Source organism: Streptomyces sp. NPDC087215, assembly GCF_044744885.1.
Taxonomy (GTDB): Bacteria; Actinomycetota; Actinomycetes; order Streptomycetales; family Streptomycetaceae; genus Streptomyces.
Genome location: NZ_JBIUZD010000019.1, coordinates 60,338 through 82,084, shown reverse-complemented (window position 1 = coordinate 82,084; position 21,747 = coordinate 60,338). Strand labels below are relative to the sequence as shown.

The following is a 21,747-nucleotide window of genomic DNA, read 5'->3' as shown; positions in this document are numbered from 1 at the left end:
CTTCCCGCGCGGGCTGGTCGCCGCCTCCCGCTGCTGCATATCCTCATACAGAGTCATTCGAGGGTGAATAAATGAAGGGGGCCGTATGAGCGACAGCCCGGCCGGTCGGCTTCAGGGGCTCTTCGAGGGGCACCGGCTGACGCCGACCCAGCGGCGGATCGCGCACTGCATGGTGCGGCGCGCCGCCGACGTGCCGTTCCTGTCGAGCGTCGAGCTCGCCGAACTCGCCGGGGTCAGCCAGCCCTCCGTCACCCGCTTCGCCGTCGCCCTCGGTTTCGACGGCTACCCGGCGCTCCGGCGCCATCTGCGCGAGGTCGCCCCGCCCGGGTCGGACACCGCCGGGGGCGAGCGGGAGAGCCTCAACGAGTACCAGCAGGCCGTCCTCGCCGAGATCGAGAACCTCCGGCACCTCGCCGGGCTCCTCGCCGACCCCGCGCCCGTCGAGCGCGCCGGGCGGCTGCTCGCGGGCTCCCGGCCGCTGCTCGTCCTCGGGCTGCGGGCCGCCTCCTCGCAGGCCCGCGGCTTCGCCTACTTCGCCGCCAAGGTGCACCCCGACGTACGGCTCCTCGACGAGGGCGGGTCGATGCTCACGGACCGCGTCGACGCGGCCGTACGGGCCGGGGCCACGGCCCTGCTCTGCTTCGCGCTGCCCCGGCACCCCCGGGAGGTCGTCGAGGCCCTGGAGTACGCGCGGGCCGCCGGGCTCACGGTCGTGACCGTCGCCGAATCGGCGTTCGCGCCCGTCGCCGCCCACAGCGACCTGCTGATCCCGGCGCCCGTCGGCACCGGGCTCGCCTTCGACACGGCCTGCGCGCCGATGCTGCTCGGCCGGGTCCTCCTGGAGGCGATGGCCGACGAACTCCCCGACGCCCAGGCGCGGCTGGAGGAGTTCGACGCCAAGGCGGCGGCGCGGGGCCTGTTCACCGGGTAGCGGAGCCGGGTGGTGGAGTCGGGCAGCCGAGCCCGGTGGTGGAGTCGTCCAGCCGAGCCGTCCGGCGGAGGACGCGGGCGGAGGTCAGATCTCCAGCTCGGCCTCGATCTTCTTCAGCTGGTGGCGGGCCATCGCCAGGTTCGCGCGCTCCTTGTCCAGGGCCAGGTACAGGAACAGGCCGTTCGTGTTGCGGCCCCGGAGCAGCCGGATCAGGTGGTACTGGCGGCCGAGGGTGATGAGTATGTCCTCGATCTCCTCGCCGAGGCCCAGCATCTCCATCGCCCGGACCTTGGCGCGGACCACGTCGGTGTTGCCCGCCGCGGCGATGTTCAGGTCGAGTTCCTTGCCGCCGCCGATGGTGCCGAGCGCCATGCCGCTGGTGTAGTCGACGAGGGCCGCGCCGATGGCGCCGTCGATCGCGCTGGCTTCCTTGAGCGAGGTCTCGGTGTTCGCCATGGTGTAGTACTTCTTCCTTCTCGGTGTACGGGTTCGTCTGCCGCGTTTCAGTTCGGGTCCCGGCGTTCCAGGGCGCCGTCGACGAGTTCGCCGATCCGGCCGCTGGACCTGCGGGCCTCCAGATGGAGCCGTCCCACGTTGATCCGGGGCTCCGCGAGGAGGGTGAGGACGGCCGAGGCGCCCGCCGCGTAGGTCGCCACATAGCCGCTGTCGCCCCGGACGAGCAGTTCGCGGAAGCCGCCCTTGCCGGTGGAGGCGGTCAGCCGCTGTCCGACGCCGAGGGCCGCCGCCGTCAGCGCTGCCACGTTCTCGGCGGCGCCGTCCACGGTGTCGTGGGCGAGGACGAGCCCGTCGGCGCTGGCCGCTATCGCCCCGGTCAGCTGGGGCAGCCGGGCCCGGAGCCTCCTGAGCTCGCCGAGCACCTCGGCTTCTGCTGTCATGAGCTGTTTCCTTTCGGCGCGCAGGCGCAGGGCACGCCTCATCACGGGTGTGCCTCCAGGGCGTCACGGAGCCGGCGCAGCAGGGCGATGTCGGGATCGGCCACGGCCGCCGGGCCCGGTAAGGAGGCCGGGGGCGGTGCCGGTACGGGGTCGAGGGGGGTCTCGACGAGTCCCGCGGCGGCGAGGCGGCGGACGTCGAGGAGGGTGTGGAAGGCGGGCCGCCCGAGCCGTCGGGCCAGACCGGCCGGGGTGAGCCGTCCGTCGGCGGCGGCGAGCAGGGCGCGCCGGCGGGTGCCCACGGTCTGGCCGGGGGCGGCGGGGCGGGGCACGACGGGGGCGGTGTCGACGGAGCCGTACGGCCAGACGGCGTCGAGGAGTTCGCGGCGGCGGACCGTCTCGCGTTGGACCGCCTCGGTGGAGACCGGCCGCACCGTGCCGAACCAGTGCCCGACCCCGTACCGGAAGCGGGTCGGTCCACTGGCGGGGGAGAGGGCGAAGAAGGCGGCGTCGAAGACCGCGCCGAGGTGGCAGATCTCCAGTTCGCCGTCGTGGAGCCGTCCGCTGTCGACGAGGAAGCGGCCGACCGCGCGGCGGGCCCCGGCCCGGTCGACGGCCTCGTCCCAGTTCTCGCGGGGCAGCCGTCCGCCGGTGGTGAGGAGGACGTCGACGCCGGGGGAGACGGGGCTCTCGGCGTGCACGACGTGCCCGTCGACGAGGTAGAGGGTGCCGTGGTCGCGCAGGAGGGCGCCGGTGGCCCGCTCGGCGGCGAGCCGGACCAGCATGGGGGAGACGGGGGAGGGGGCGGCGACGGCGCTCATCCGAGGACCAGCCTCTCGGCCATGTCCCGGAGCCGGATGCGGGCGAGGGCCAGGTTGCCGGTGTCGCGGTCGAGCCAGAGGTGGAGGAAGACGCTGCTGTCGAAGGAGGTCTCGACGAAGCGGATCACGTGGTACCCGGCGCGGGTGGTGACGATCAGGTCCTCGACCGGGGGCCCCTCGGCCGGGGTGTCGCCGGGGGCGGCGAAGGTGTCGAACTCCGCTGCGGAACGGGCGAGTTCGGCGGTCTCGGCGGCCGTGGTCTCGTGGTCCCCGACCGGTGACTCGCCCGCCGTGCCGAGGGCGAGGCCGCTGGTCCAGTCGACCAGGGAGGCGCCGCGGGCACCGGGCAGGGTCATGGCCTCCGTCAGGCACTCGTCGATTCCGGGCACGCGGATTCCCCTCCCGATGCGGCGTGCGAACGTGCGGCAGTGACGGTGACGTTACTGAACGCAGTGCCGGGGGGAAGGCGTTCCGGCATTTTCCATCGGAACATGCCGGTGTCTGTTGGAAATTGACCCGGAACGTGCGCGGGGTCGTGTGTCAGGTCGGGGCGGGCGGGGGCCTGTGGGGCGGGCCTGTGGTGGTCGGCGGGCGGCGGCCGAGGGTCGAGGGTCGGGGTCCGGGGGCCGGGGATCGAGGGTCCGGGGTCGGGTCGGGCCGCGGGGAGTCCGGCCCGGCCTTGTCGGCTCCGGGCTTCCCGCCGGGCCCGCCCGGAGCGCACCGGTCCCGCGCCTCCGCCGGTCCGCCCGGCCCCGTCAGGTCCGCCCCACAGGCCCGTGCCAGCCCCGTCAGCTCCGGTTCTCCACCGCCCGTGCCAGCTCCGTCAGGTCCTTCGTGAGGGCCTTCGCCACGGCCTTCGCGCCGAGGCGGGCGGTCAGCCGGGACAGGAGTCCGGGGGCGCGGCCGTCGGCGGGCCGGGCCGAGAAGGCCATCCGCAGGGTGGTGCCGCCCGTCCCGTCCGGGGCGAGGGTCAGCTCGGAGACGTACCGCATCCCGTGCGAGGCGGCGGTGGTGACGTACCGGTCGGGTGGCTCGCAGGCGGTGACGGTCATCTCCTCGGTGGCCTCCCGGCCCAGCATCCGGCGGGTCTCGCGCCAGCGCGTGCCCACGCCGAACCCGCCCTCGGTGAGCACCTCCACCCGCTGGACGCCCGACAGGACGCGGGGCAGCGCGCGCAGATCGGTGATCGACTCCCAGACCCGTCCGGGTGAGGCGGCGACCCGGCGCTCGACGACGACGGAGGTGAGGTCCGTACCGGTTGCGGTCATGGCTCCCATGGAAGCGGGGCCGCGCGGCGGGCGCTACCCGGCGGACCGCCCCGTCCGCCGCAGCAGGGCGTCGGCGTGCCGACCGCCGGACTCGGCGACGATCTCCGCGAGCGTCTGGGCGTCCCGTACGACGGTGAACGTCACCCCGCCGTCCTCGTCCGCGGTGAAGCCGTGGACGGCGGGCCGGGGCAGGCTGTTGTAGGCGTAGTGGTGGGCGAAGTAGTAGGCGCCGGTGTCCGGGACGGCCACGACGTCGCCGGGGTGGAGCAGCGGCAGGGCGCGTCCGGTGGCGAGCAGGTCCCCGGCGAAGCAGGCGGGGCCCGCGACGTCCTGGACGGTGACGTCCCCGGTGCGGGGGCGGCCCCCGGCGTCGTAGGCGAGGACGCGCAGCGGCCAGGACTCGGGGGCGTAGACCGTACGGGTGGCGAGCTGGACGCCCGCGTGGGTGACGGCGACGGCGCGGCCCCCGGAGGTCTTGGTGTACTCCACCCGGGCGAGGACCGTGCCGTGCTTGGCGAGCAGGGAGCGGCCGAACTCGGTGACCAGCCGGTAGCGGCCGTCGAAGAGGCCGGGGACGGTGTCGGCGAGCAGCCGCGCGTACTCGGCGTACGTCGGCGTCTCCTCGTCGGAGCCGAAGTCGACCGGAAGTCCGCCGCCGATGTCGAGGGTGTCGATCTGCTGCCGTCCGGCCGCCCGGTTGATCTCCTCGGCGAGCGCGTACGTCTCCCCGACGCCCTCGGCCATCAGGGCGAGCGGGACGCCCTGGGAGCCGGTGTGGATGTGCAGCCGGGTCAGCCGGGGACGGTCGAGGAAGGCCCGGACGACGGTCTCGCGGGCGCCCTCGTCGCGGAGCGCCACCCCGAACTTGGAGGTGGCGGTCGCGGTCGAGAGGGCGCTGATGGAACCGGCTCCGACCTGCGGGTTCACCCGGAGCCCCAGGGGTGAGGCGGTGGGTGCGGAGGCGATCAGGGCGTCGAGCCTGGCGAGTTCCTGGAGGTTGTCGGCGTTGACGGCGATGCCGAGGGCGAGGGCCTCGCGCAGCTCGGCGGGGGTCTTCGCGGGGGAGTCGAGGACGGTGTGGCCGGGCGGGATCCCGGCGGCGCGGGCGAGGGCGAGTTCGCCGGGGCTGGCGACCTCGGCCCCGAGCCCGGCCTCGTGGAGCAGCCGCAGCACGGGGACGAGGGGGCAGGCCTTGACGGCGAAGGCGTGCAGTACGGGAGCGTCGGTGACGGCGGCGAAGGCACTGGTCAGGGCGGCGGCGGAGGCGCGGACGCCCTCGGTGTCGAGGAGGGCGACGACCGGTTCGGCGGGGGAGAGGAGCCCTTGGTCGACGGAGGCTCGAACGGCGAGATCGCGACGGGAGGAGGCCATGGGGCCCATCCCACCACCCCGGCGCGCGGGGGAGGGCGGCATCGCCCTGTTGACTACAACTATTCATGCCGCCAGGATGTGAATACCAAGCGACATTCGAGGAGGCACCCGCCATGTCAGGACCCCGCCCCGTACGGGCCCCGCGCGGTACGGAACTGAGCGCCCTGGGATGGCAGCAGGAGGCCGCCCTCCGGATGCTCCAGAACAACCTGGACCCCGAGGTCGCCGAGCACCCCGACAAGCTCGTCGTCTACGGCGGCACCGGCAAGGCGGCCCGCGACTGGCGCTCCTTCGACGCCATGGTCCGCACCCTGCGCACCCTCAAGCAGGACGAGACGATGCTCGTCCAGTCCGGCCGCCCCGTCGGCGTCATGCAGACCCACGAATGGGCCCCCCGCGTCCTCATCGCCAACTCCAACCTGGTCGGCGACTGGGCCAACTGGGAGGAGTTCCGGCGCCTGGAGCAGCTCGGCCTCACCATGTACGGCCAGATGACCGCCGGATCGTGGATCTACATCGGCACCCAGGGCATCCTCCAGGGCACCTACGAGACCTTCGCCGCCGTCGCCGCGAAGAAGTTCGGCGGCACCCTCGCCGGGACCATCACCCTGACCGCCGGACTCGGCGGCATGGGCGGCGCCCAGCCCCTCGCCGTCACCATGAACGACGGCGTCGCGATCTGTGTCGACGTCGACCCCCGCGCCATCGAGCGCCGTATCGAGCACCGCTACCTGGACGTGCGGGCCGACAGCCTCGCCCACGCCCTCGCCCTCGCCACCGAGGCCCGCGACGCCCGCCGCCCGCTCTCCATCGGCCTCCTCGGCAACGCCGCCGAACTGCTGCCCCGGATGCTGGCCGAGGGCGCCCCGATCGACATCGTCACCGACCAGACGAGCGCCCACGACCCCCTCGCCTACCTCCCCGTCGGCGTCGCCTTCGAGGACATGGCGGACGCCGCCGCCAAGGACCCGGCCGGGTTCACCACCCGCGCCCGCGAGTCCATGGCCCGGCACGTCGAGGCCATGGTCGGCTTCATGGACGCCGGGGCCGAGGTCTTCGACTACGGCAACTCCATCCGGGGCGAGGCCCGGCTCGCGGGCTACGACCGGGCGTTCGCCTTCCCCGGCTTCGTCCCCGCCTACATCCGCCCCCTCTTCTGCGAGGGCAAGGGCCCCTTCCGCTGGGCCGCCCTCTCCGGTGAGGCGTCGGACATCCACAAGACCGACAAGGCGATCCTGGAGCTCTTCCCCGAGAACGAGTCCCTGCACCGCTGGATCAAGCTGGCCGGGGAACGCGTCCACTTCCAGGGCCTGCCCGCCCGCATCTGCTGGCTCGGCTACGGCGAGCGCGACCGCGCGGGCGAACGCTTCAACGACATGGTGGCCTCCGGCGAACTCGCCGCGCCCCTCGCCATCGGCCGCGACCACCTCGACTGCGGCTCGGTCGCCTCCCCGTACCGCGAGACCGAGGCCATGCTCGACGGCTCCGACGCCATCGCCGACTGGCCCCTGCTCAACGCCATGGTCAACGTCGCCTCCGGCGCCTCCTGGGTCTCCCTCCACCACGGCGGCGGCGTCGGCATGGGCCGCTCCATCCACGCCGGTCAGGTCACCGTCGCCGACGGCACCCCGCTCGCCGGGGAGAAGATCCGCCGCGTCCTCACCAACGACCCCGGCATGGGCGTCATCCGGCACGTCGACGCGGGCTACGACATCGCCGCGGACGTCGCCGACGAGAAGGGCGTCCGCGTCCCGATGCGCGAGGGCGACGAGGGCGCCGGGCCCGGTGTCGGCTCCGGCTCCGGCGTCGGCTCCGGCTCTGCGGAAGGCGCCGCGTGAGCGAGAGCTTCCACGCCATGTGGCGGTCGCTGCGGCCCCTCGGCCGCAGCGCCGCCACCGGCGGCTACCGGCGCTACGCCTGGACCGACGCCGACGCCGACGTCCGTCTCTGGTTCCGGATGCAGGCCGAGGCCCGCCGCCTCGACGTCGAGACCGACCGCAACGGCAACCAGTGGGCCTGGCTCGGCGACCCCACCGCGGGCGACGCCGTCGTCACCGGCTCCCACCTCGACTCCGTCCCCGACGGCGGCGCCTTCGACGGCCCCCTCGGCGTCGTCTCCGCCTTCGCCGCCCTCGACGAACTCCGCGCCCGGGGCGTCAGCTTCCGGCGCCCCCTCGCCATCACCAACTTCGGCGACGAGGAGGGCGCCCGCTTCGGCCTCGCCTGCGTCGGCTCCCGCCTCACCGCCGGACAGCTGACGAAGGAGAAGGCGTACGAGCTCCGCGACGCCTCCGGCACCAGCCTCCCGCAGGCCATGGAAGCGGCCGGGCACGATCCTTCGGCGATCGGCCCCGACCCCGAACGCCTCGCCCGGGTCGGCGCCTTCGTCGAACTCCACGTGGAGCAGGGCCGGGCCCTGGACCTCTCCGGCGACCCCGTCGGCATCGCCTCCTCCATCTGGCCGCACGGCCGCTGGCGGTACGACTTCGCGGGCGAGGCCAACCACGCGGGCACCACCCGGCTGGTGGACCGCCGCGACCCGATGCTCGGCTACGCGGAGACCGTCCTCGCCGCCCGCCGCGAGGCCGAACTCGCGGGCGCGGTGGCCACCTTCGGGAAGATCGCCGTCGAACCCAACGGCGTCAACGCCATCCCCTCCCTGGTCCGGGGCTGGCTCGACGCCCGCGCCGCCGACCAGGACTCCCTCGACACCGTCATCGCGGGCGTCGAGGCCGCCGCCCGCGAGCACGCCGCCCGGCACGGCGTCGACCTCACCGTGGTCCGCGAGTCCTTCACCCCCGTCGTGGACTTCTCGCACACCCTGCGCGACGAGCTGTCCCGCATCCTCGGCACCACCGGGAAGGTCCCCGTCCTCGGCACCGGAGCGGGACACGACGCGGGCATCCTGTCCGCGTCCGTCCCGACCGCCATGCTGTTCGTACGGAACCCGACCGGCGTCTCGCACTCCCCGGCCGAGTCCGCCGCCGAGGACGACTGCGTGGCAGGAGTCCTCGCACTCGCCGACGTACTGGAGGAGCTGGCGTGCCGCTGACGACCTACTGGCTGGAACACGCCTGGCTCGACACCCATGTCGAGCCGGGCGTCGCCCTGGACGTGGACGCCGAGGGCCGCGTCGAGACGGTCCGGACGGGCGTCGACGCCCCGCCCCCGGGCGCCGAGATCCTGCGCGGGCTGACGATCCCGGGCCTCGCCAACACCCACTCGCACGCCTTCCACCGCGCCCTGCGCGGCACCGTGCAGGTCGGCAGCGGCACCTTCTGGACCTGGCGCGAGACCATGTACACGGTCGCCCAGCGCCTCACCCCCGACAGCTACTTCGCCCTCGCCCGCGCGGTCTACGCCGAGATGGCCCTCGCGGGCATCACCGCCGTCGGAGAGTTCCACTACCTCCACCACGCGCCCGGCGGCACCCCCTACGCCGACCCCAACGCCATGGGCGAGGCCCTGATCGCCGCCGCCGCCGACGCGGGCATCCGCATCACCCTGCTCGACACCGCCTACCTCTCCTCCGGCTTCGGCGCCGCCCCCGAACCCCACCAGCTCCGCTTCACCGACGGCACCGCCGACGCCTGGGCCGAACGGGTGAGCGCCCTGAAGGAACGCGACGGCGTGCGCGTCGGGGCGGCGATCCACTCCGTACGGGCCGTCCCCGCCGGCCAGCTCGCCACCGTCGCCGACTGGGCCCGGGACCGCCGGGCCCCCCTCCACGTCCACCTCTCGGAACAGACCGCCGAGAACGACGCCTGCCTCGCCGCCCACGGCATGACCCCCACCCAGCTGCTCGCCGAGCACGGCGTCCTCGGCGCCCGCACCACCGGCGTCCACAACACCCACCTGACCGCCGGGGACATCGCCCTCATCGGCTCCTCGGGCACCGGCACCTGCATGTGCCCCACCACCGAACGCGACCTCGCCGACGGCATCGGCCCCGCCGTCGCCCTCCAGAAGGCGGGCTCCCCGCTCTCCCTGGGCAGCGACAGCCACGCCGTCGTCGACCTCCTCGAAGAGGCACGGGCCATGGAGCTGAACGAGCGCCTGCGCACCCGGGCCCGGGGACACTGGACCGCCGCCGCCCTGCTGCGCGCCGCCGCCGCCGACGGTCACGCCGCCCTCGGCAGGCCCGACACGGGCAGCCTGACCCCCGGCGCCCCCGCCGACCTCACCACGATCGCCCTCGACTCGGTCAGGACAGCGGGACCGGTACCGCGTCTGGCAGCCGAGACGGCGGTGTTCGCCGCGTCAGCGGCGGACGTGCGGCACACGGTCGTCGGCGGCCGCCATGTCGTCCGGGACGGGGCGCACGCGACCGTACCCGACGTGGCCGCCGCCCTCGCGGACTCGATCGCCGCCCTGCGCGGCTGAAGGAGACACCCCTCACCATGAACACCGGCCCCGCGGCGAGGAACAACCCGGCGGCGACCTCCGCCCCCACCAGCGCGAACAGCACCGTGGCGACGGCCGCCACCGCCATCGTCAACATCGCCAGTCTCGTCACCAACGATCCCTCCCTCGGTGATGGATCCCCCCTGGGCCTGATCCAGGACGCGGCCGTCGTCATCGAGGGCGACCGGGTCGTCTGGGTCGGTGGATCCAGCAAAGCACCCGCCACTGACAACCGGATCGACGCCGGAGGCCGGGCCGTGCTCCCCGGCTTCGTCGACTCCCACTCCCACCTCGTCTTCGCCGGTGACCGCACCGCCGAGTTCAACGCCCGGATGTCCGGCCGGGCGTACCGGGCGGGCGGCATCCGCACGACGGTCGCCGCGACCCGCGCCGCGTCCGACGCCGACCTGGAACGCAACCTCACCCGCTACCTCGACGAGGCCCTCCGCCAGGGCACCACCACCTTCGAGACCAAGTCCGGCTACGGCCTCACCGTCGAGGACGAGGCCCGCTCCCTGCGCATCGCCGCCGCCCACACCGACGAGGTCACCTACCTGGGCGCGCACATCGTCTCCCCGGACCACGCCGACGACCCGGCCGCCTACGTCGAGCTGGTGACCGGCGAGATGCTCGACGCCTGCGCCCCGTACGCCCGCTGGATCGACGTCTTCTGCGAGAAGGGCGCCTTCGACGGCGACCAGGCCCGCGCGATCCTCACCGCGGGCCGGGCGAAGGGCCTCCACCCCCGGGTGCACGCCAACCAGCTCAGCTACGGCCCCGGCGTCCAGCTGGCGGTGGAACTGGACGCGGCCAGCGCCGACCACTGCACCCACCTCACCGACGCCGACGTGGACGCGCTGGCCTCGGGCGGCACCGTCGCCACGCTCCTGCCGGGGGCGGAGTTCTCCACCCGGGCGCGGTGGCCCGACGCCCGCCGCCTCCTCGACGCGGGCGTGACGGTCGCCCTCTCCACGGACTGCAACCCGGGCTCCTCCTTCACGTCCTCCGTCCCCTTCTGCGTCGCCCTCGCGGTCCGGGACATGGGCATGACCCCCGACGAGGCGGTCTGGTCGGCCACGGCGGGCGGCGCGGCGGCCCTGCGCCGCACCGACATCGGCCGCCTCACGCCCGGCGCGCGGGCCGACCTCACCGTCCTGGACGCCCCGTCCCCCGTCCACCTGGCCTACCGGCCGGGCGTCCCCCTGGTGACCCAGGTGTGGCGGGCGGGGAAGCGGGTCGTCTGACCACGGACGGACCCGCCCCGGCGGACCCGTCAGGACCGGGCCCGGCGGACCGGATCAGATCCGGTCCGCCGGGGGCCGGGTCCGGTGGGACAGGACGTTGACGACCCGGCCGTCCGGGTCCCGTACGAAGAAGCGGCGCACTCCCCACTCCTCGTCCGTCAGCGGGTGCACGATCTCCGCCCCGGCGGCCAGGACCGTCTCGTACACCGCGTCCACGTCCGTCACCTCCACGCTCAGGTCCGGCACCACCGGGGCCGTCAGGTCCCGGGTCATCAGACTGATCTGGGCCGTGGGCGAGGACGGCGAGGCCAGCGTCCTGATCCAGCCGTGGTCCATGACCTCCTCGAAACCGAGCAGCCCGTAGAAGCCGCCGGTCCGCTCGGGGGACGCGGTACGGAGGTTGGGCACGGCACGCCGGACGGTCATCGCGGGCTCCCGGGGGGTGGGCGGCGGAGGTCGTGCGCGGGATTCTCCCGTACGGCGCTCGGCACCACACGGGCCCGGCGCCGTACGGCTCGGCACCGCACGCGCCCACCACCGTACGGACTCACCACCGCACGGGCAGCTCCAGCGGATGGCGCCAGATCGATGTCGTGTTCCAGCGGACGTCCTCCTTCGGCACCGCGAGCGCGAGGTCCGGGAAGCGCCGCAGCAGGGTGCCGATGGCGACCTCCAGTTCCATGGCGGCGAGGGGGAAGCCCAGACAGTGGTGGGAGCCCCAGCCGAAGGCCATGTGCGGCGGCGCCTTGCGGTCCAGGTCCAGCTCGTCGGGCCGCTCGAACTTGCGCTCGTCGCGGTTGGCCGTCAGATACGAGACGTGCACCACGTCACCGGCCTTGATGTCGACGCCGCTCAGCGTCACGTCCTCCAGGGCGACGCGCGGAATGCCCACGCCCTTGCGGAAGGGGATGAACCGCAGCAGCTCCTCCAGCATCTCCGGAATCCCCTCCGGCCGTTCCCGCAGCGCCGCCGCCACCTCCGGCCGGGTGAGCAGGGTGTAGAAGATGTTGCCGAGCTCGTACGAGGTGGTGTCCTGGCCGGTGACGAGCAGGACCATCGCCATCACCGAGAGTTCCTCGTCGCTGAGGATCTCGTCGCCGTCGCGGGCCTGGCACAGCGTGCTGATCAGGTCGTCGCCGGGCTCGACGCGCCGCCGGGCGGTCAACTCGTCGAAGTAGGAGCGGAGTTCGGCCTTTGCCTCGGCCGCGGCCTCCCGGCCGTTCGCGCCGACGCTCACCATGACGGCGGCGTTGCGGCGCAGCCGGGTCCGGTCGGCCTCGGGGATGTCCAGGATCTCGCAGATCGTCGTCAGGGGCAGCGGCGAGGCCACGTGCGCGAACAGGTCGGCGGGCGGGCCCTGCTTCTCCATCCGGTCCAGCAGGTCGTCCACGACGTGCTGGACGCGGACCCGCATCCGGTCCACCTGGCGCGGCGCGAAACCCTTGGCGACCAGACTGCGCAGCCTGGTGTTGGCCGGCGGGTCCATCACATGGATGGCCTCGGCCTGGATGATCGGCTCCGGCGTCATCCGGGGGTAGTCACGGCCGACGATCGCGCCCCGGCTGAAGCGCCGGTCGGTGGTGACCGTCCGGACGTCCTCGTAACGGGTGACGAGCCACGCCTCGCCCGCCCCGTACGACATCCGGACACGGGCCACGGGATCCTCCGTGAGGATCCGCTTGAGCTGGGGGTCGAACTCCAGGGCGTCGGCGAAGTCGAAGGGGCAGGACCATGCGTCGGGTTCCATCGGGGTGGCGCTCCAGTGCTCCGGGTGGGGGATGCCGGGGACCCGGGCGGGAATCCGGCGCGAGCTGCACGAATGCCCGGTTTTCCATCGGGGTAAGTGCCCTCGCGCCCTAATCCGCTCGAAGGGGTGGCGTCCGTCGGGCGGCCTTGCCGCCTCCGCTTCGCCGCTCCGTTCCCGCTCCGTCCCGCTCGGGCCGGTCACGGAAAGGCGGGGATCGCCTGCCCCGGCGGGTGGCGGACGGGTACCGTCCTGTCCTGGCAGGACGCGGGGGAGGACCGGGGGGTCGGCAGGTGAGCGCTGTCCGCGTACGGATCGTGGGGGCGGGCGAGCTGGGGGCGCGCGAGGTCGCGGCCTGGCGTGCGCTGCGGGCCGCGTCCGGGGCGCCCGAGAACCCCTTCATGGAACCGGAGTTCACCGGGATGGTGGCCGGAGTGCGGCCCCGGTCGAGGGTCGCCGTCTGGTGGGAGGGTGACGAGCCCGTCGGCTTCTTCCCTTACGAGAAAGGCCTGTTGGGGAAAGGACGGGCGATCGGACTCGGTGTCTCCGACAGTCAGGGTGCCGTGCTGCGGCCCGGTCTGCGGCCCGGCGCACGGGCCCTGCTGCGCCACTGCGGGCTCGTGGACTGGGAGTTCGACAACCTGGAGGACGGGCAGCCCGTCTTCGAGGGCGCGGCCGTGGAGGCGTTCGCCTCGCCCGTGATCGACGTCGGCGCGGGGTACGCGGCCTACGAGGCCCTGCTGCGCGTCCGGTCGCCGAAGTTCCTGCGGACCACCCTCGCCAAGGAACGCAGGCTCGGGCGGCAGGCCGGGGAGCTCCGGTTCGTCTTCGACGAGCGCGATCCGGCGGCCCTGCGCACCCTCATGGAGTGGAAGTCCGCGCAGTACCGCAGGACCGGCCGCCGCGACCGGTTCGCCGAGGAGTGGATCAGGACCCTGGTCCGGGGTCTGCACGGGCTCAGGGCGCCCGGCTGCTCCGGTGTCCTGTCCGTGCTGTACGCGGGGGAGCGGCCGGTCGCCGCGCACTTCGGGCTGCGGTCGGCGACCGTGCTGTCCTGCTGGTTCCCGGCGTACGACCCCGAGTTCGCCAGGTTCTCGCCCGGTCTCGTGCTGCACCTGCGGATGGCGGAGGCCGCCGCCGACGCCGGGATCGGGCTGCTCGACCTGGGGCGCGGCGACGCCGAGTACAAGGACGCCCTGAAGACGGGGGAGCTGACCGTGTACGAGGGGGCCGTCGTCCGGCCCGGCGCGCGGGCGGCGCTGCACTGGCTGCGCCGGGAGCCGCTCCGGCGGGCCCACGCCTTCGTGCGCGCCCGCCCTGCCCTCGCCGCCCGGGGCCGCACCACCCTGAACGCCCTCGCCCGGCTGAGGAACCCCCGTTGACGGCCCGGCGGCCCCGGCCGAGTCCCCCGCCGGGACCGGGCCCGCGACCCGTTCCTTCGCCGGGCCCGCCGAAGGACCCGGCGCTGTGACCGGCGCGGGCGCGGCTGCCGCCACCGCCGCGGGTGGCGGCGCGGGCGCGGGCGCGGCGACCGCCTCCGCCGCGACGGCGACCGCCCCGGCCGCCGGGCCCGAGGCCGGTCGTGCTCCGGCGCCCGGGTCCGTGGCCGGTCCCGGGCCGGTCCGTGGGCCCGTGAGCGGCCCGGCACTCGTCGCCGGGCCCGTGAGCGACCCCGTTCGGGCACCCGGGGCCGTGGCCGGTCCTCTCCCGGCCCCTGAGCCTGCGAGGGGTCCGGCATCCGCCGCCGGGGCCGTGCGCGATCCCGTCCGGGGGCCCGGGTCCGTGACCGGTCACGCTCCGGCCCCCGGGCCCGCAACCGGTCCCGTCCCCCCGCCCGGTCCCGCTCCCGTCCCTCCGCCTCCGCCCGGTCCCGGTCCGGCGGCCCAGGTCCGGACCCGGGCCCGCCGTCTCCGTCGTCCCTCTCCGTCCGTGGAGCCACCGTCGATGAGCCGTCCCGAACCCCGGCCGATGTCCGTCGTCGAGCTGGACCTCGACGGGCCCGACGGGGCCGTGCTCGGGTTCCGGGCCGTGCCCGGCGGGCCGCCGCCCGTCGTGCCCGGGGACGTCCTCGCGCTCGTACGGCTCCGGGGCCGTCCCGCCGCCACCGTCGTCGGGACGGTCGCCGGGGGCGAGGACCCCGCCGAGGTCCTCGCCGCCCTCGCCCGGCCCCGGCTCGCGGACGCCCGTACCCCCCGCACCGACGCGGAACGGCTCGCCGCCGCCCGCCCCGCCGACGACCGGGCCGTCCCGCCCCGCGCCTCCGTCGTGGTCGCCACCCGGGAGCGCGCCGAGCGGCTCGCCCGCGCCCTCGACTCGCTCCTCGCGCAGGACCACCCGGACTTCGAGCTGATCGTCGTCGACAACGCGCCCCGCACCACCGGCACCCACGACCTGGTCACCCGGAGGTACGCCGACCGGGTCCGGTACCTCCGCGAGGACGTCCCCGGGCTCGCCGTCGCCCACAACACCGGACTCGCCGCCGCCTCGGGCACCGTCGTCGCCTTCACCGACGACGACGTGATCGCCGACCCGCACTGGCTGACCGCCCTCACCCGTCCGTTCGCGGACGACCCCGGTCTCGGCTGCGTGACCGGCCTGATCCTGCCCGCCCGGCTCGCCACCCCCGCGCAGATCCTCCTCGAAGCGCACGGCGGCTTCGCGAAGGGCTTCGCGCCCCGGACGTACGACCCGGCGCGGCCCCCCGCCGACGAGCCGCTGTTCCCCTTCACGGCGGGCGGTTTCGGCTCCGGCGCCAACATGGCGTTCCGCACCGAGGCGCTGCGCCGGGCGGGCGGCTTCGACCCGGCGACCGGCACCGGGACGGCGGCGAGGGGCGGCGACGACCTGTACGCCTTCGTGGCCGTCCTCGCCGCCGGGCACCGCCTGCGGTACACCGCCGACGCACTGGTCTGGCACCACCACCGCGACACCTGGCAGGATCTGCGGAACCAGGCGTACGGCTACGGCGCGGGCCTCACCGCGTACCTCACCGCGATCCTGGTCCGCACCCCCCGGCTGCTGCCCGCGCTGCTCGCCAGGCTGCCGCGCGGCCTCGCCCACGCCCGGACGATGACCGCCCGGCGCGGCGCGGACCCCGGCGGCGGCTCGGTCCCCGGGGAGCACGGCGCCCACCGGCACCCCTGGCCCCGCAGCCTCTCCCGGCTGGAGCGGCGCGGGATGCTCTACGGGCCCGTCGGCTATCTGCGGACCCGCGCGACCGGCACGGCCCGCCCGAAGGGAGGAGACCGATGAGAGGGGCGCCCCTCCACACCCGCATACCCGTCCTCCTCTACCACGCGGTCATGGCCGAACCGCCCGGCTGGATCGCCGAATTCACCGTGGAACCAGGGGAGTTCGCGCGGCAGCTCGACGCGGTGGTCGCCGCCGGGCGCAGCCCGGTCACCGTCGGCACCCTCGTCGGACACCTCACCGCCGGGACCCCGCTGCCGCCCCGGCCGGTCGTCCTCACCTTCGACGACGGCTTCGCGGACCTCGCCGGGCCGACCGCCGAGGCGCTGGCCTCCCGGAGCCTCCCGGCCACCGCCTACCTGACCACCGGGGCCATCGCCCCGGGCCTGCCCTGTCTGCTGCCGCCCGCGCCGATGATGACCCTGGCGCAGGTGCCGGACCTGGAGCGGTACGGGATCGAGATCGGCGCCCACACCGCCACCCACCCGCAGCTCGACACCCTGCCGCCGGGCGCGCTCCGCCGCGAACTCCGCGACCCCAAGGCCCTCCTGGAGGACGTCGTCGGGCACGAGGTGCGCCATCTCGCCTATCCGCACGGCTACAACAGCCCCGCCGTGCGGCGGGCCGCGCGGGCCGCCGGATACGCGTCCGCCGTCGCCGTCCGCCACGCGCTCAGCTCCGCGACCGACGAACCCTTCAGGATCGCCCGGCTCATCGTCCGCAGGAGCCACACCGCCGCCGACGTGGAGCGGTGGATGGAGGGCCGGGGCGCGCGGGCCGCCCCGTACCCCGACTCGCTGCCGACCGTCGGCTGGCGCGCGTACCGCAGGGCCCGCGCCCTGGTGAAGGGCCGGGAGTTCGCGGGCTGAGCCGATCGGCTCAGGACCGGGTACGGGTCCGGCCCGGAGGGGACGGCAACCCCCTCACGTGGGACGGGAGTCACGGCTCCCACGGTGCCGAACGCAGCACCGATACGCAGCACCGATACGCAGCACCGATACGCAGCACCGATACGCAGCACCGATACGCAGCACCGATACGCGGCACCGGCACACGGCATCGATACGCGGCACACGGCACCGGCACACAGGGCCGACCCGCCGCACCGGAACACCGCACCGGAACACAGGACCGAGGCGCCGTCTCCCACCCCACCGGGGGAGCCGGTGGGGGAGAGGGAACCGTGCAGCACCATGGGCCAGGACCGGTCACCGGAGGCGGCGTGCCCGCGCGACCCGCCGCCCCCGACCCGGGTCCGCACCCCCGTCGAGGGTCCGCCCGCCCGGCCGGGGCGCGCCCGCCCCGCACCGGAATGCCCGACCTCCCCTGGCTGCCGCCCGCCCTCCTGGTGCTCGGCCTCGGGCTCTGGGGCCTCGCCCTGCCCCTGACCGACTTCCGTTCCATGGCCGACTACGGGCTCCTGGACCGGCTGCCCGTCCCGTTCTACGCGTCCCTGCTCGTGCTCACCGCCGGGTTCCTGGTCACGCTGCGGCGCGCCGGGACCTCGCCGGGCTGGCCGCTCGTCTACTGCGTCGCGCTGCTCGTCGCCCTCAAGGCCGTCCCGGCCGTGCTGTACGACTCCGCGCGCTACCCCTGGGCGTCCAAGCACGACGCCGTCGTCAACACCCTCCTCGGGTCGGGCGAACTGCGCCCGCACGCAGCCCTGTCCGGGAACATGTCCGCCTACGACCAGTGGCCGGGCTTCTTCACCCTGAACGCGGGCCTCGTCCGCGCCTTCGGCGTCGACGGCACCGCCGCCTACCTCAACTGGGCGCCGATCGCGCTCGGTCTGATCGCCCTGCCCGTGCTGGTGCTGATCTACCGCACCTTCACCGAGGACTGGCGGCTGGTGTGGACCGCCGTGTGGATCTTCCAGCTCGCCAACTGGGTCGGCCAGGACTATCTGGCGCCGCAGGGCCTCGCGTACATCCTGCACCTGACCGTGATCGCCGTCGTGCTGCGGCACTTCGTGCGGCCCGGTTCGGCGGGGCGGCTGCGCGACCGGGCGCACCTCGACCCGGCGGCGGCGACCGTGCCGCCGCCGACCACCACCCGGCAGCGGGCGGTCTGCGTGGCGATCCTCGCCCCGCTGATCCTGGCGGTCAACGCCGTCCACCAGCTCACCCCGGTGATGCTCTGCATGTCCCTGGCCGCGCTCACCCTCACCCGCCGCTACCGCAACCACGGCCTGCTGGCGGTCGCGGCGGGGCTGATGCTGCTCTGGGACCTCACCATGGGCAGGCCGCTGTTCATGGAGACCCTCGGCACCCTGCGCGAGTCGATCGGCAGGCTCACCCAGAACTCGCGCGCCGGATACGCCGGGCAGCTCACCGGCCCCGGGCCCGAGCTGGCGGGCCGGGCCGGGATCGCCATGGCCCTGGCCATCGTCCTGCTCGCGGGCGTCGCCGTGCTCGCCCGCCGCAGGCTGACCCGGGGCGCGCTGCCGCTCCTGCTGGTCTCGGCCGCGCCCGTCCCGCTCTTCGCCGTCAACGACTACGGCGGCGAAATGCTGTTCCGGGTCTATCTGTTCGGGCTGCCGGGCGCCGCGTTCTTCGCCGCCGCGGCGCTCGTGCCCGCCGCAGCCGGGGCCCGCCGCAGCCGGGGCGCGGTCGTCCGCCGCAGGGCGACGGCGGTGGCCCTGCCGGTCGTCCTCGTCGTGCTCCTTGCCGGGTTCCTCCCCGCGTACTACGGCAAGGACGCGATGTACTACACCCCGCCCGCCGAGACACGGCTCGTCACCCGGGCCATCGACCGGCTGCCCGAGGGCGGTCTGCTCCTCGCCACCTCCGGGTCCTTCCCCCAGGCGCTGCACCGCTACGACCGGGTCGAGCACTGGTTCTTCGCCGAGCAGGAGCTGCCGGAGAACGAGAAGATGCTCGCGGACCCGGCCCGCTACCTCGCCGACCGCATCCCGCGCGGTACCACCGCGCACATCGTCCTCACCCGCACCCAGGACATCTACACGGCGGGTGAGGGGCTGCTGCCCCCGGGCGGCTTCGCGGTCCTGCGCGCCCGGCTGAAGGCGTCCCCGCTCTTCACGACCGTCGAGGAGGAGCCGTACGGCATCGTCCTCGCGTACACCCCGAAGACCCCCTCCGCGCCCAAGTCCCCTTCCGCTCAGACCACTTCCACTCCAGGCGGTGCACCGTGAACGCGTCCCCGAACCGGATCAGGGCGGCCGTCGCGGCCTCCGGGTGGGTGGCCCTGGCGGCGACCCTGCTGCCGGACGGCTCGCCGCCGCGCTGGCTCGCCGTACTGGTCTTCGTCTGTCTCGGGCCCGGCGCCGCCCTGCTCCACCCGCAGCCGCGCGGGCTGCGGCCCGGCGCCCGGCTGGAGTCGTTCGCGCTGGCCGCGCCGATCAGCCTCTCCCTCGCCTCGCTCGTCGCCACCCTGCTCTTCCTGGCCGGGAGCTTCTCCGTGCCCGCGTTCCTCGTGCCGCTCGCGGTCTTCACCACCGTCGTCGCCTTCCTGCCGGGCCTGCCGCTGCCCGCCGCCACCCGGGGCGCGGCCGAGCCGGAGGGTTCCGGGACGTTCCGGTTCCGGACACGGGGTACCGGCGACGACCGGTGACGCCGGGGCCGTTCAGGACGGGAAGCGCGCCGGGCCCGTCCCCGTACGCGCCCGGGGCCGGTCCGGGCACGGCGTCAGGCACGTCCCGAGGTCAGGCCGCGGAACGCGCACACCGCCATCGTGCCCCCGGCCAGGCCGAGGAAGAGGGGGAGCGGGGCCGCGGCGAAGCCCTGCTGGCCCGCCCAGCCCGCCCAGACCAGGACCCACACCGCCCCGGCGGTGACCCGGGGGCCCGCCCCGGCCACCCGCAGCAGCACCACCACGAGCAGCAGGCACAGCGCCTGGAGCGCGATGGGCGCGGCGGCCCGGTCCGCCCCGCCGCCCAGGAGCGCGGCGCCGGGTCCCGCCGCGTCCGCCGGGCGCAGCCCGAGCAGCGGGGGCGCGGTGTGCAGGGCGAGGAAGGTGGCCAGCAGGACCGCTCCGGCGAAGACCGGCCGGAAGCCCCGCAGCGCGACGGACACGCCCTGGAGCGCGACGAGGAGCAGCCCCGCGCCCAGCGTCGGCGTCGGTAGCGCGGCGAGCAGTTCCGTCCCCGACAGGTGCGTCACGACCGGCGCGCCGGACCGGACGAGCGGGAGCCAGAACAGGGCGGCGGTCACCGCGAGGAGCGGCCACAGCAACCGCGCCGCCCGGTCCGGGGCGGCCGTTCCCGCCGGAGGGGCCGGGGGCGCCGTCCGGCCCGCCGTGCCGTCGCCGTCCGGCCCCGCCACGTACACGGGAATCCCGAACGCGGGCGTCACCGAGTCGTGCGCCCCCCGCAGATAGGCGCTCTCCCGGGCCCAGTCGGTGCCGTAGCCGTCCTCCGCGCGCGGCTTCGCCCGCGCGGTCTCCCGGGGCGGCTCGGGGGCGGCCCGCCCCTTGAGCGCGGCCCGCAGGCCGGGCGCCGACACCGCCGCCATCAGCGTCATGGAGACGAGGACGGCGATTCCGGCGCCCGCGATGCCGACGGACCCGAGGAGGAGCGTCGCGCCGCCCAGCACCAGGACGCACATGGCGCCCTGGAGCAGGGCGAGGACGCCGGTACGGCCCTGCACGCGCAGCACGCCGATGTACAGCTCCACCACGACACGGGGGAGCGCGGCGGCGGCGAGCAGCCGGAGCACGGTCGTGCCCTGCTCGGCGTAGTCGGCGCCGAAGGGGGCGAGGACCAGCGGCGCGAGGACGACGAGGACGAGGACGACGGGGACGAGGAGCAGCGCCATCCGGCGCAGCGCGCCCCGGACGCCCTCGGCGAGGGACTCGGGGCTGTGGGAGGCGTGCGCGGTGAGCGAGGAGGCCATGTTGATGGCCATGAACTCCATCGTGCCGCCGACGGTGTACGCGGTGTAGAAGAAGGCGTTGTGGGCGGCGTCGAAGCGGACGGCGACCATCACCGGCAGCAGGTTGATCATGGCGAGGCTGAAGAGCGCGCCGACGGAGTCCCCGGCCATGAAGCGGCCGATCTCGCGCAGCCGGGGCGGCTCGCGGTCGCGGTCGGCGCGGGCCTGCCGGGGGATGAGCCGCCGGAAGAGGAGCCAGCCCAGCGGCAGCACGGACAGCGCGATCGCGGCGGACCAGGAGACGAAGACGCCGAGCACCGGCACTCCGGCGGCGAGGACGACGAGCAGGACCAGCTTGCCGAGCGAGAAGACGGCGTTGCCCACGGGGACCCAGACCGCCCGTCTGAGCCCGGTGAGGACGCCGTCCTGGAGGGTGAGGAGCGCCCAGCCGACGCAGGAGGCGGTGAAGAAGATCCCGGCGGAGAGGGTGCCGAGGGGGGCGTACGAGGGGCCCCACCAGTCGAGGGTGAGCAGGAAGCCGCCGCAGGCGACGGCGACGACGACGGTGCTGACCAGGTAGAGGCGCAGGACGAGGGGGCCGGTGGCGCGGCCGGCCCGGGGCACGTACCGGACGACGGCGCCGATCATGGTGGTCGCGGTGAGGGAGGCGAGGAGCCGCTGGGCGGCGATGGCGGCGGAGCCCTGGCCGACGGCCTCCTCCGAGTAGTGGCGGGCGGCGACCAGCCAGAAGCCGAGGCCGAGGGCGGCGGAGACACCGGTGGAGAGCATCAGGGCGTACGCGTTGCGGAACATGGAGCGCTCGTCGGATCCGGAGCCGGAGCCGGAGCCGGGACCAGGACCAGGACCGGAGCCGGGACCGGGGCTGGAGCCGGGGCTGGGGCCGGGGCCGGATGCAGGGCCGGGGCCGGGGCCGGATGCAGGGCCGGGGCCGGGGCCGTCGTGGGAGCCGGGGCCCGATCCGGCGCCGGTTCCGGAGCCGCCGGGGCCGGATCGGCCCGGGGCCGTGTCCTGCCCCCCGTCCGCCGGGCCGTC

General features: G+C 75.0%; 19 protein-coding genes. 10 read left to right on the top strand and 9 right to left on the bottom strand.

The window, feature by feature from the left end; translation table 11 throughout:
- Positions 1 to 85: 85 nt before the first annotated feature.
- Positions 86 to 931 (top strand): MurR/RpiR family transcriptional regulator, encoded by an 846-nt coding sequence (locus tag ACIO92_RS31185; RefSeq protein ID WP_366443823.1) that lies wholly within the window; start codon positions 86 to 88, stop codon positions 929 to 931.
- Positions 932 to 1,015: 84 nt separating this feature from the next.
- On the opposite strand, the gene ACIO92_RS31180 is transcribed toward ACIO92_RS31185, so the two are convergent.
- The 6 genes from ACIO92_RS31180 to ACIO92_RS31155 form a co-directional block, all read right to left on the bottom strand.
- Complete coding sequence (locus ACIO92_RS31180) at positions 1,016 to 1,387, bottom strand: hypothetical protein (protein ID WP_366443822.1); 372 nt, start codon at positions 1,385 to 1,387, stop codon at positions 1,016 to 1,018.
- 47 nt (positions 1,388 to 1,434) lie between these two features.
- Complete coding sequence (locus ACIO92_RS31175; RefSeq protein ID WP_366443821.1) at positions 1,435 to 1,869, bottom strand: roadblock/LC7 domain-containing protein; 435 nt, start codon at positions 1,867 to 1,869, stop codon at positions 1,435 to 1,437.
- Positions 1,869 to 2,645, bottom strand: a complete 777-nt coding sequence (locus tag ACIO92_RS31170) for a transcriptional regulator (protein WP_366443820.1) — start codon at positions 2,643 to 2,645, stop codon at positions 1,869 to 1,871. Before ACIO92_RS31170 ends, ACIO92_RS31175 begins: the two co-directional genes overlap by 1 nt.
- Complete coding sequence (locus tag ACIO92_RS31165; protein WP_402283786.1) at positions 2,642 to 3,034, bottom strand: hypothetical protein; 393 nt, start codon at positions 3,032 to 3,034, stop codon at positions 2,642 to 2,644. The genes ACIO92_RS31170 and ACIO92_RS31165 overlap by 4 nt, the downstream gene beginning before the upstream one ends.
- Positions 3,035 to 3,433: 399 nt before the next feature.
- Complete coding sequence (locus ACIO92_RS31160; protein WP_366443818.1) at positions 3,434 to 3,913, bottom strand: SRPBCC family protein; 480 nt, start codon at positions 3,911 to 3,913, stop codon at positions 3,434 to 3,436.
- Positions 3,914 to 3,946: 33 nt separating this feature from the next.
- Entirely contained in the window at positions 3,947 to 5,293 is a 1,347-nt protein-coding gene (locus tag ACIO92_RS31155; protein ID WP_402283785.1) for a diaminopimelate decarboxylase, read from the bottom strand.
- A gap of 104 nt (positions 5,294 to 5,397) precedes the next feature.
- Between ACIO92_RS31155 and hutU the strand changes: the two genes are divergently transcribed.
- From hutU to hutI, 4 genes are read left to right on the top strand one after another with little or no spacing between them, the layout of a single operon-like run.
- Positions 5,398 to 7,122 (top strand): urocanate hydratase, encoded by a 1,725-nt coding sequence (gene hutU, locus ACIO92_RS31150; RefSeq protein WP_366443815.1) that lies wholly within the window; start codon positions 5,398 to 5,400, stop codon positions 7,120 to 7,122.
- Between the two features lie 17 nt (positions 7,123 to 7,139).
- Entirely contained in the window at positions 7,140 to 8,336 is a 1,197-nt protein-coding gene (locus tag ACIO92_RS31145) for an allantoate amidohydrolase (RefSeq protein ID WP_401238649.1), read from the top strand.
- Positions 8,327 to 9,667: a formimidoylglutamate deiminase gene (locus ACIO92_RS31140; protein WP_366443814.1), complete on the top strand. Its 1,341-nt coding sequence runs from the start codon at positions 8,327 to 8,329 to the stop codon at positions 9,665 to 9,667. Before ACIO92_RS31145 ends, ACIO92_RS31140 begins: the two co-directional genes overlap by 10 nt.
- A 17-nt stretch (positions 9,668 to 9,684) precedes the next feature.
- Entirely contained in the window at positions 9,685 to 10,932 is a 1,248-nt protein-coding gene (gene hutI, locus ACIO92_RS31135; protein ID WP_366443813.1) for an imidazolonepropionase, read from the top strand.
- Between the two features lie 54 nt (positions 10,933 to 10,986).
- Here hutI and ACIO92_RS31130 read toward each other — a convergent pair whose 3' ends face one another.
- Complete coding sequence (locus tag ACIO92_RS31130) at positions 10,987 to 11,358, bottom strand: VOC family protein (RefSeq protein ID WP_402283782.1); 372 nt, start codon at positions 11,356 to 11,358, stop codon at positions 10,987 to 10,989.
- Positions 11,359 to 11,479: 121 nt separating this feature from the next.
- Positions 11,480 to 12,679, bottom strand: coding sequence for a cytochrome P450 (locus ACIO92_RS31125; RefSeq protein WP_366443811.1), 1,200 nt, complete (start codon positions 12,677 to 12,679; stop codon positions 11,480 to 11,482).
- Positions 12,680 to 12,969: 290 nt separating this feature from the next.
- Here ACIO92_RS31125 and ACIO92_RS31120 point away from each other — a divergent pair, with 290 nt between their 5' ends.
- The 5 genes from ACIO92_RS31120 (at position 12,970) to ACIO92_RS31100 (ending at position 19,435) form a co-directional block, all read left to right on the top strand.
- Positions 12,970 to 14,058: a GNAT family N-acetyltransferase gene (locus ACIO92_RS31120; protein ID WP_366443810.1), complete on the top strand. Its 1,089-nt coding sequence runs from the start codon at positions 12,970 to 12,972 to the stop codon at positions 14,056 to 14,058.
- A 562-nt stretch (positions 14,059 to 14,620) separates the two neighbouring features.
- The gene (locus ACIO92_RS31115) at positions 14,621 to 15,928 is read left to right on the top strand and encodes a glycosyltransferase (protein ID WP_366443809.1); all 1,308 of its coding nucleotides are present in this window, start codon (positions 14,621 to 14,623) and stop codon (positions 15,926 to 15,928) included.
- On the top strand, positions 15,925 to 16,734 hold the full coding sequence (locus ACIO92_RS31110; protein WP_402283779.1) for a polysaccharide deacetylase family protein: 810 nt from the start codon (positions 15,925 to 15,927) through the stop codon (positions 16,732 to 16,734). Before ACIO92_RS31115 ends, ACIO92_RS31110 begins: the two co-directional genes overlap by 4 nt.
- A gap of 443 nt (positions 16,735 to 17,177) precedes the next feature.
- Positions 17,178 to 19,016: a hypothetical protein gene (locus ACIO92_RS31105; protein WP_402283777.1), complete on the top strand. Its 1,839-nt coding sequence runs from the start codon at positions 17,178 to 17,180 to the stop codon at positions 19,014 to 19,016.
- On the top strand, positions 19,013 to 19,435 hold the full coding sequence (locus tag ACIO92_RS31100; protein ID WP_366443806.1) for a hypothetical protein: 423 nt from the start codon (positions 19,013 to 19,015) through the stop codon (positions 19,433 to 19,435). Before ACIO92_RS31105 ends, ACIO92_RS31100 begins: the two co-directional genes overlap by 4 nt.
- A 74-nt stretch (positions 19,436 to 19,509) precedes the next feature.
- Here the strand turns inward: ACIO92_RS31100 and ACIO92_RS31095 are convergent, their stop codons facing one another.
- Complete coding sequence (locus ACIO92_RS31095) at positions 19,510 to 21,507, bottom strand: lipopolysaccharide biosynthesis protein (RefSeq protein ID WP_402283775.1); 1,998 nt, start codon at positions 21,505 to 21,507, stop codon at positions 19,510 to 19,512.
- Between the last annotated feature and the right edge of the window lie 240 nt (positions 21,508 to 21,747).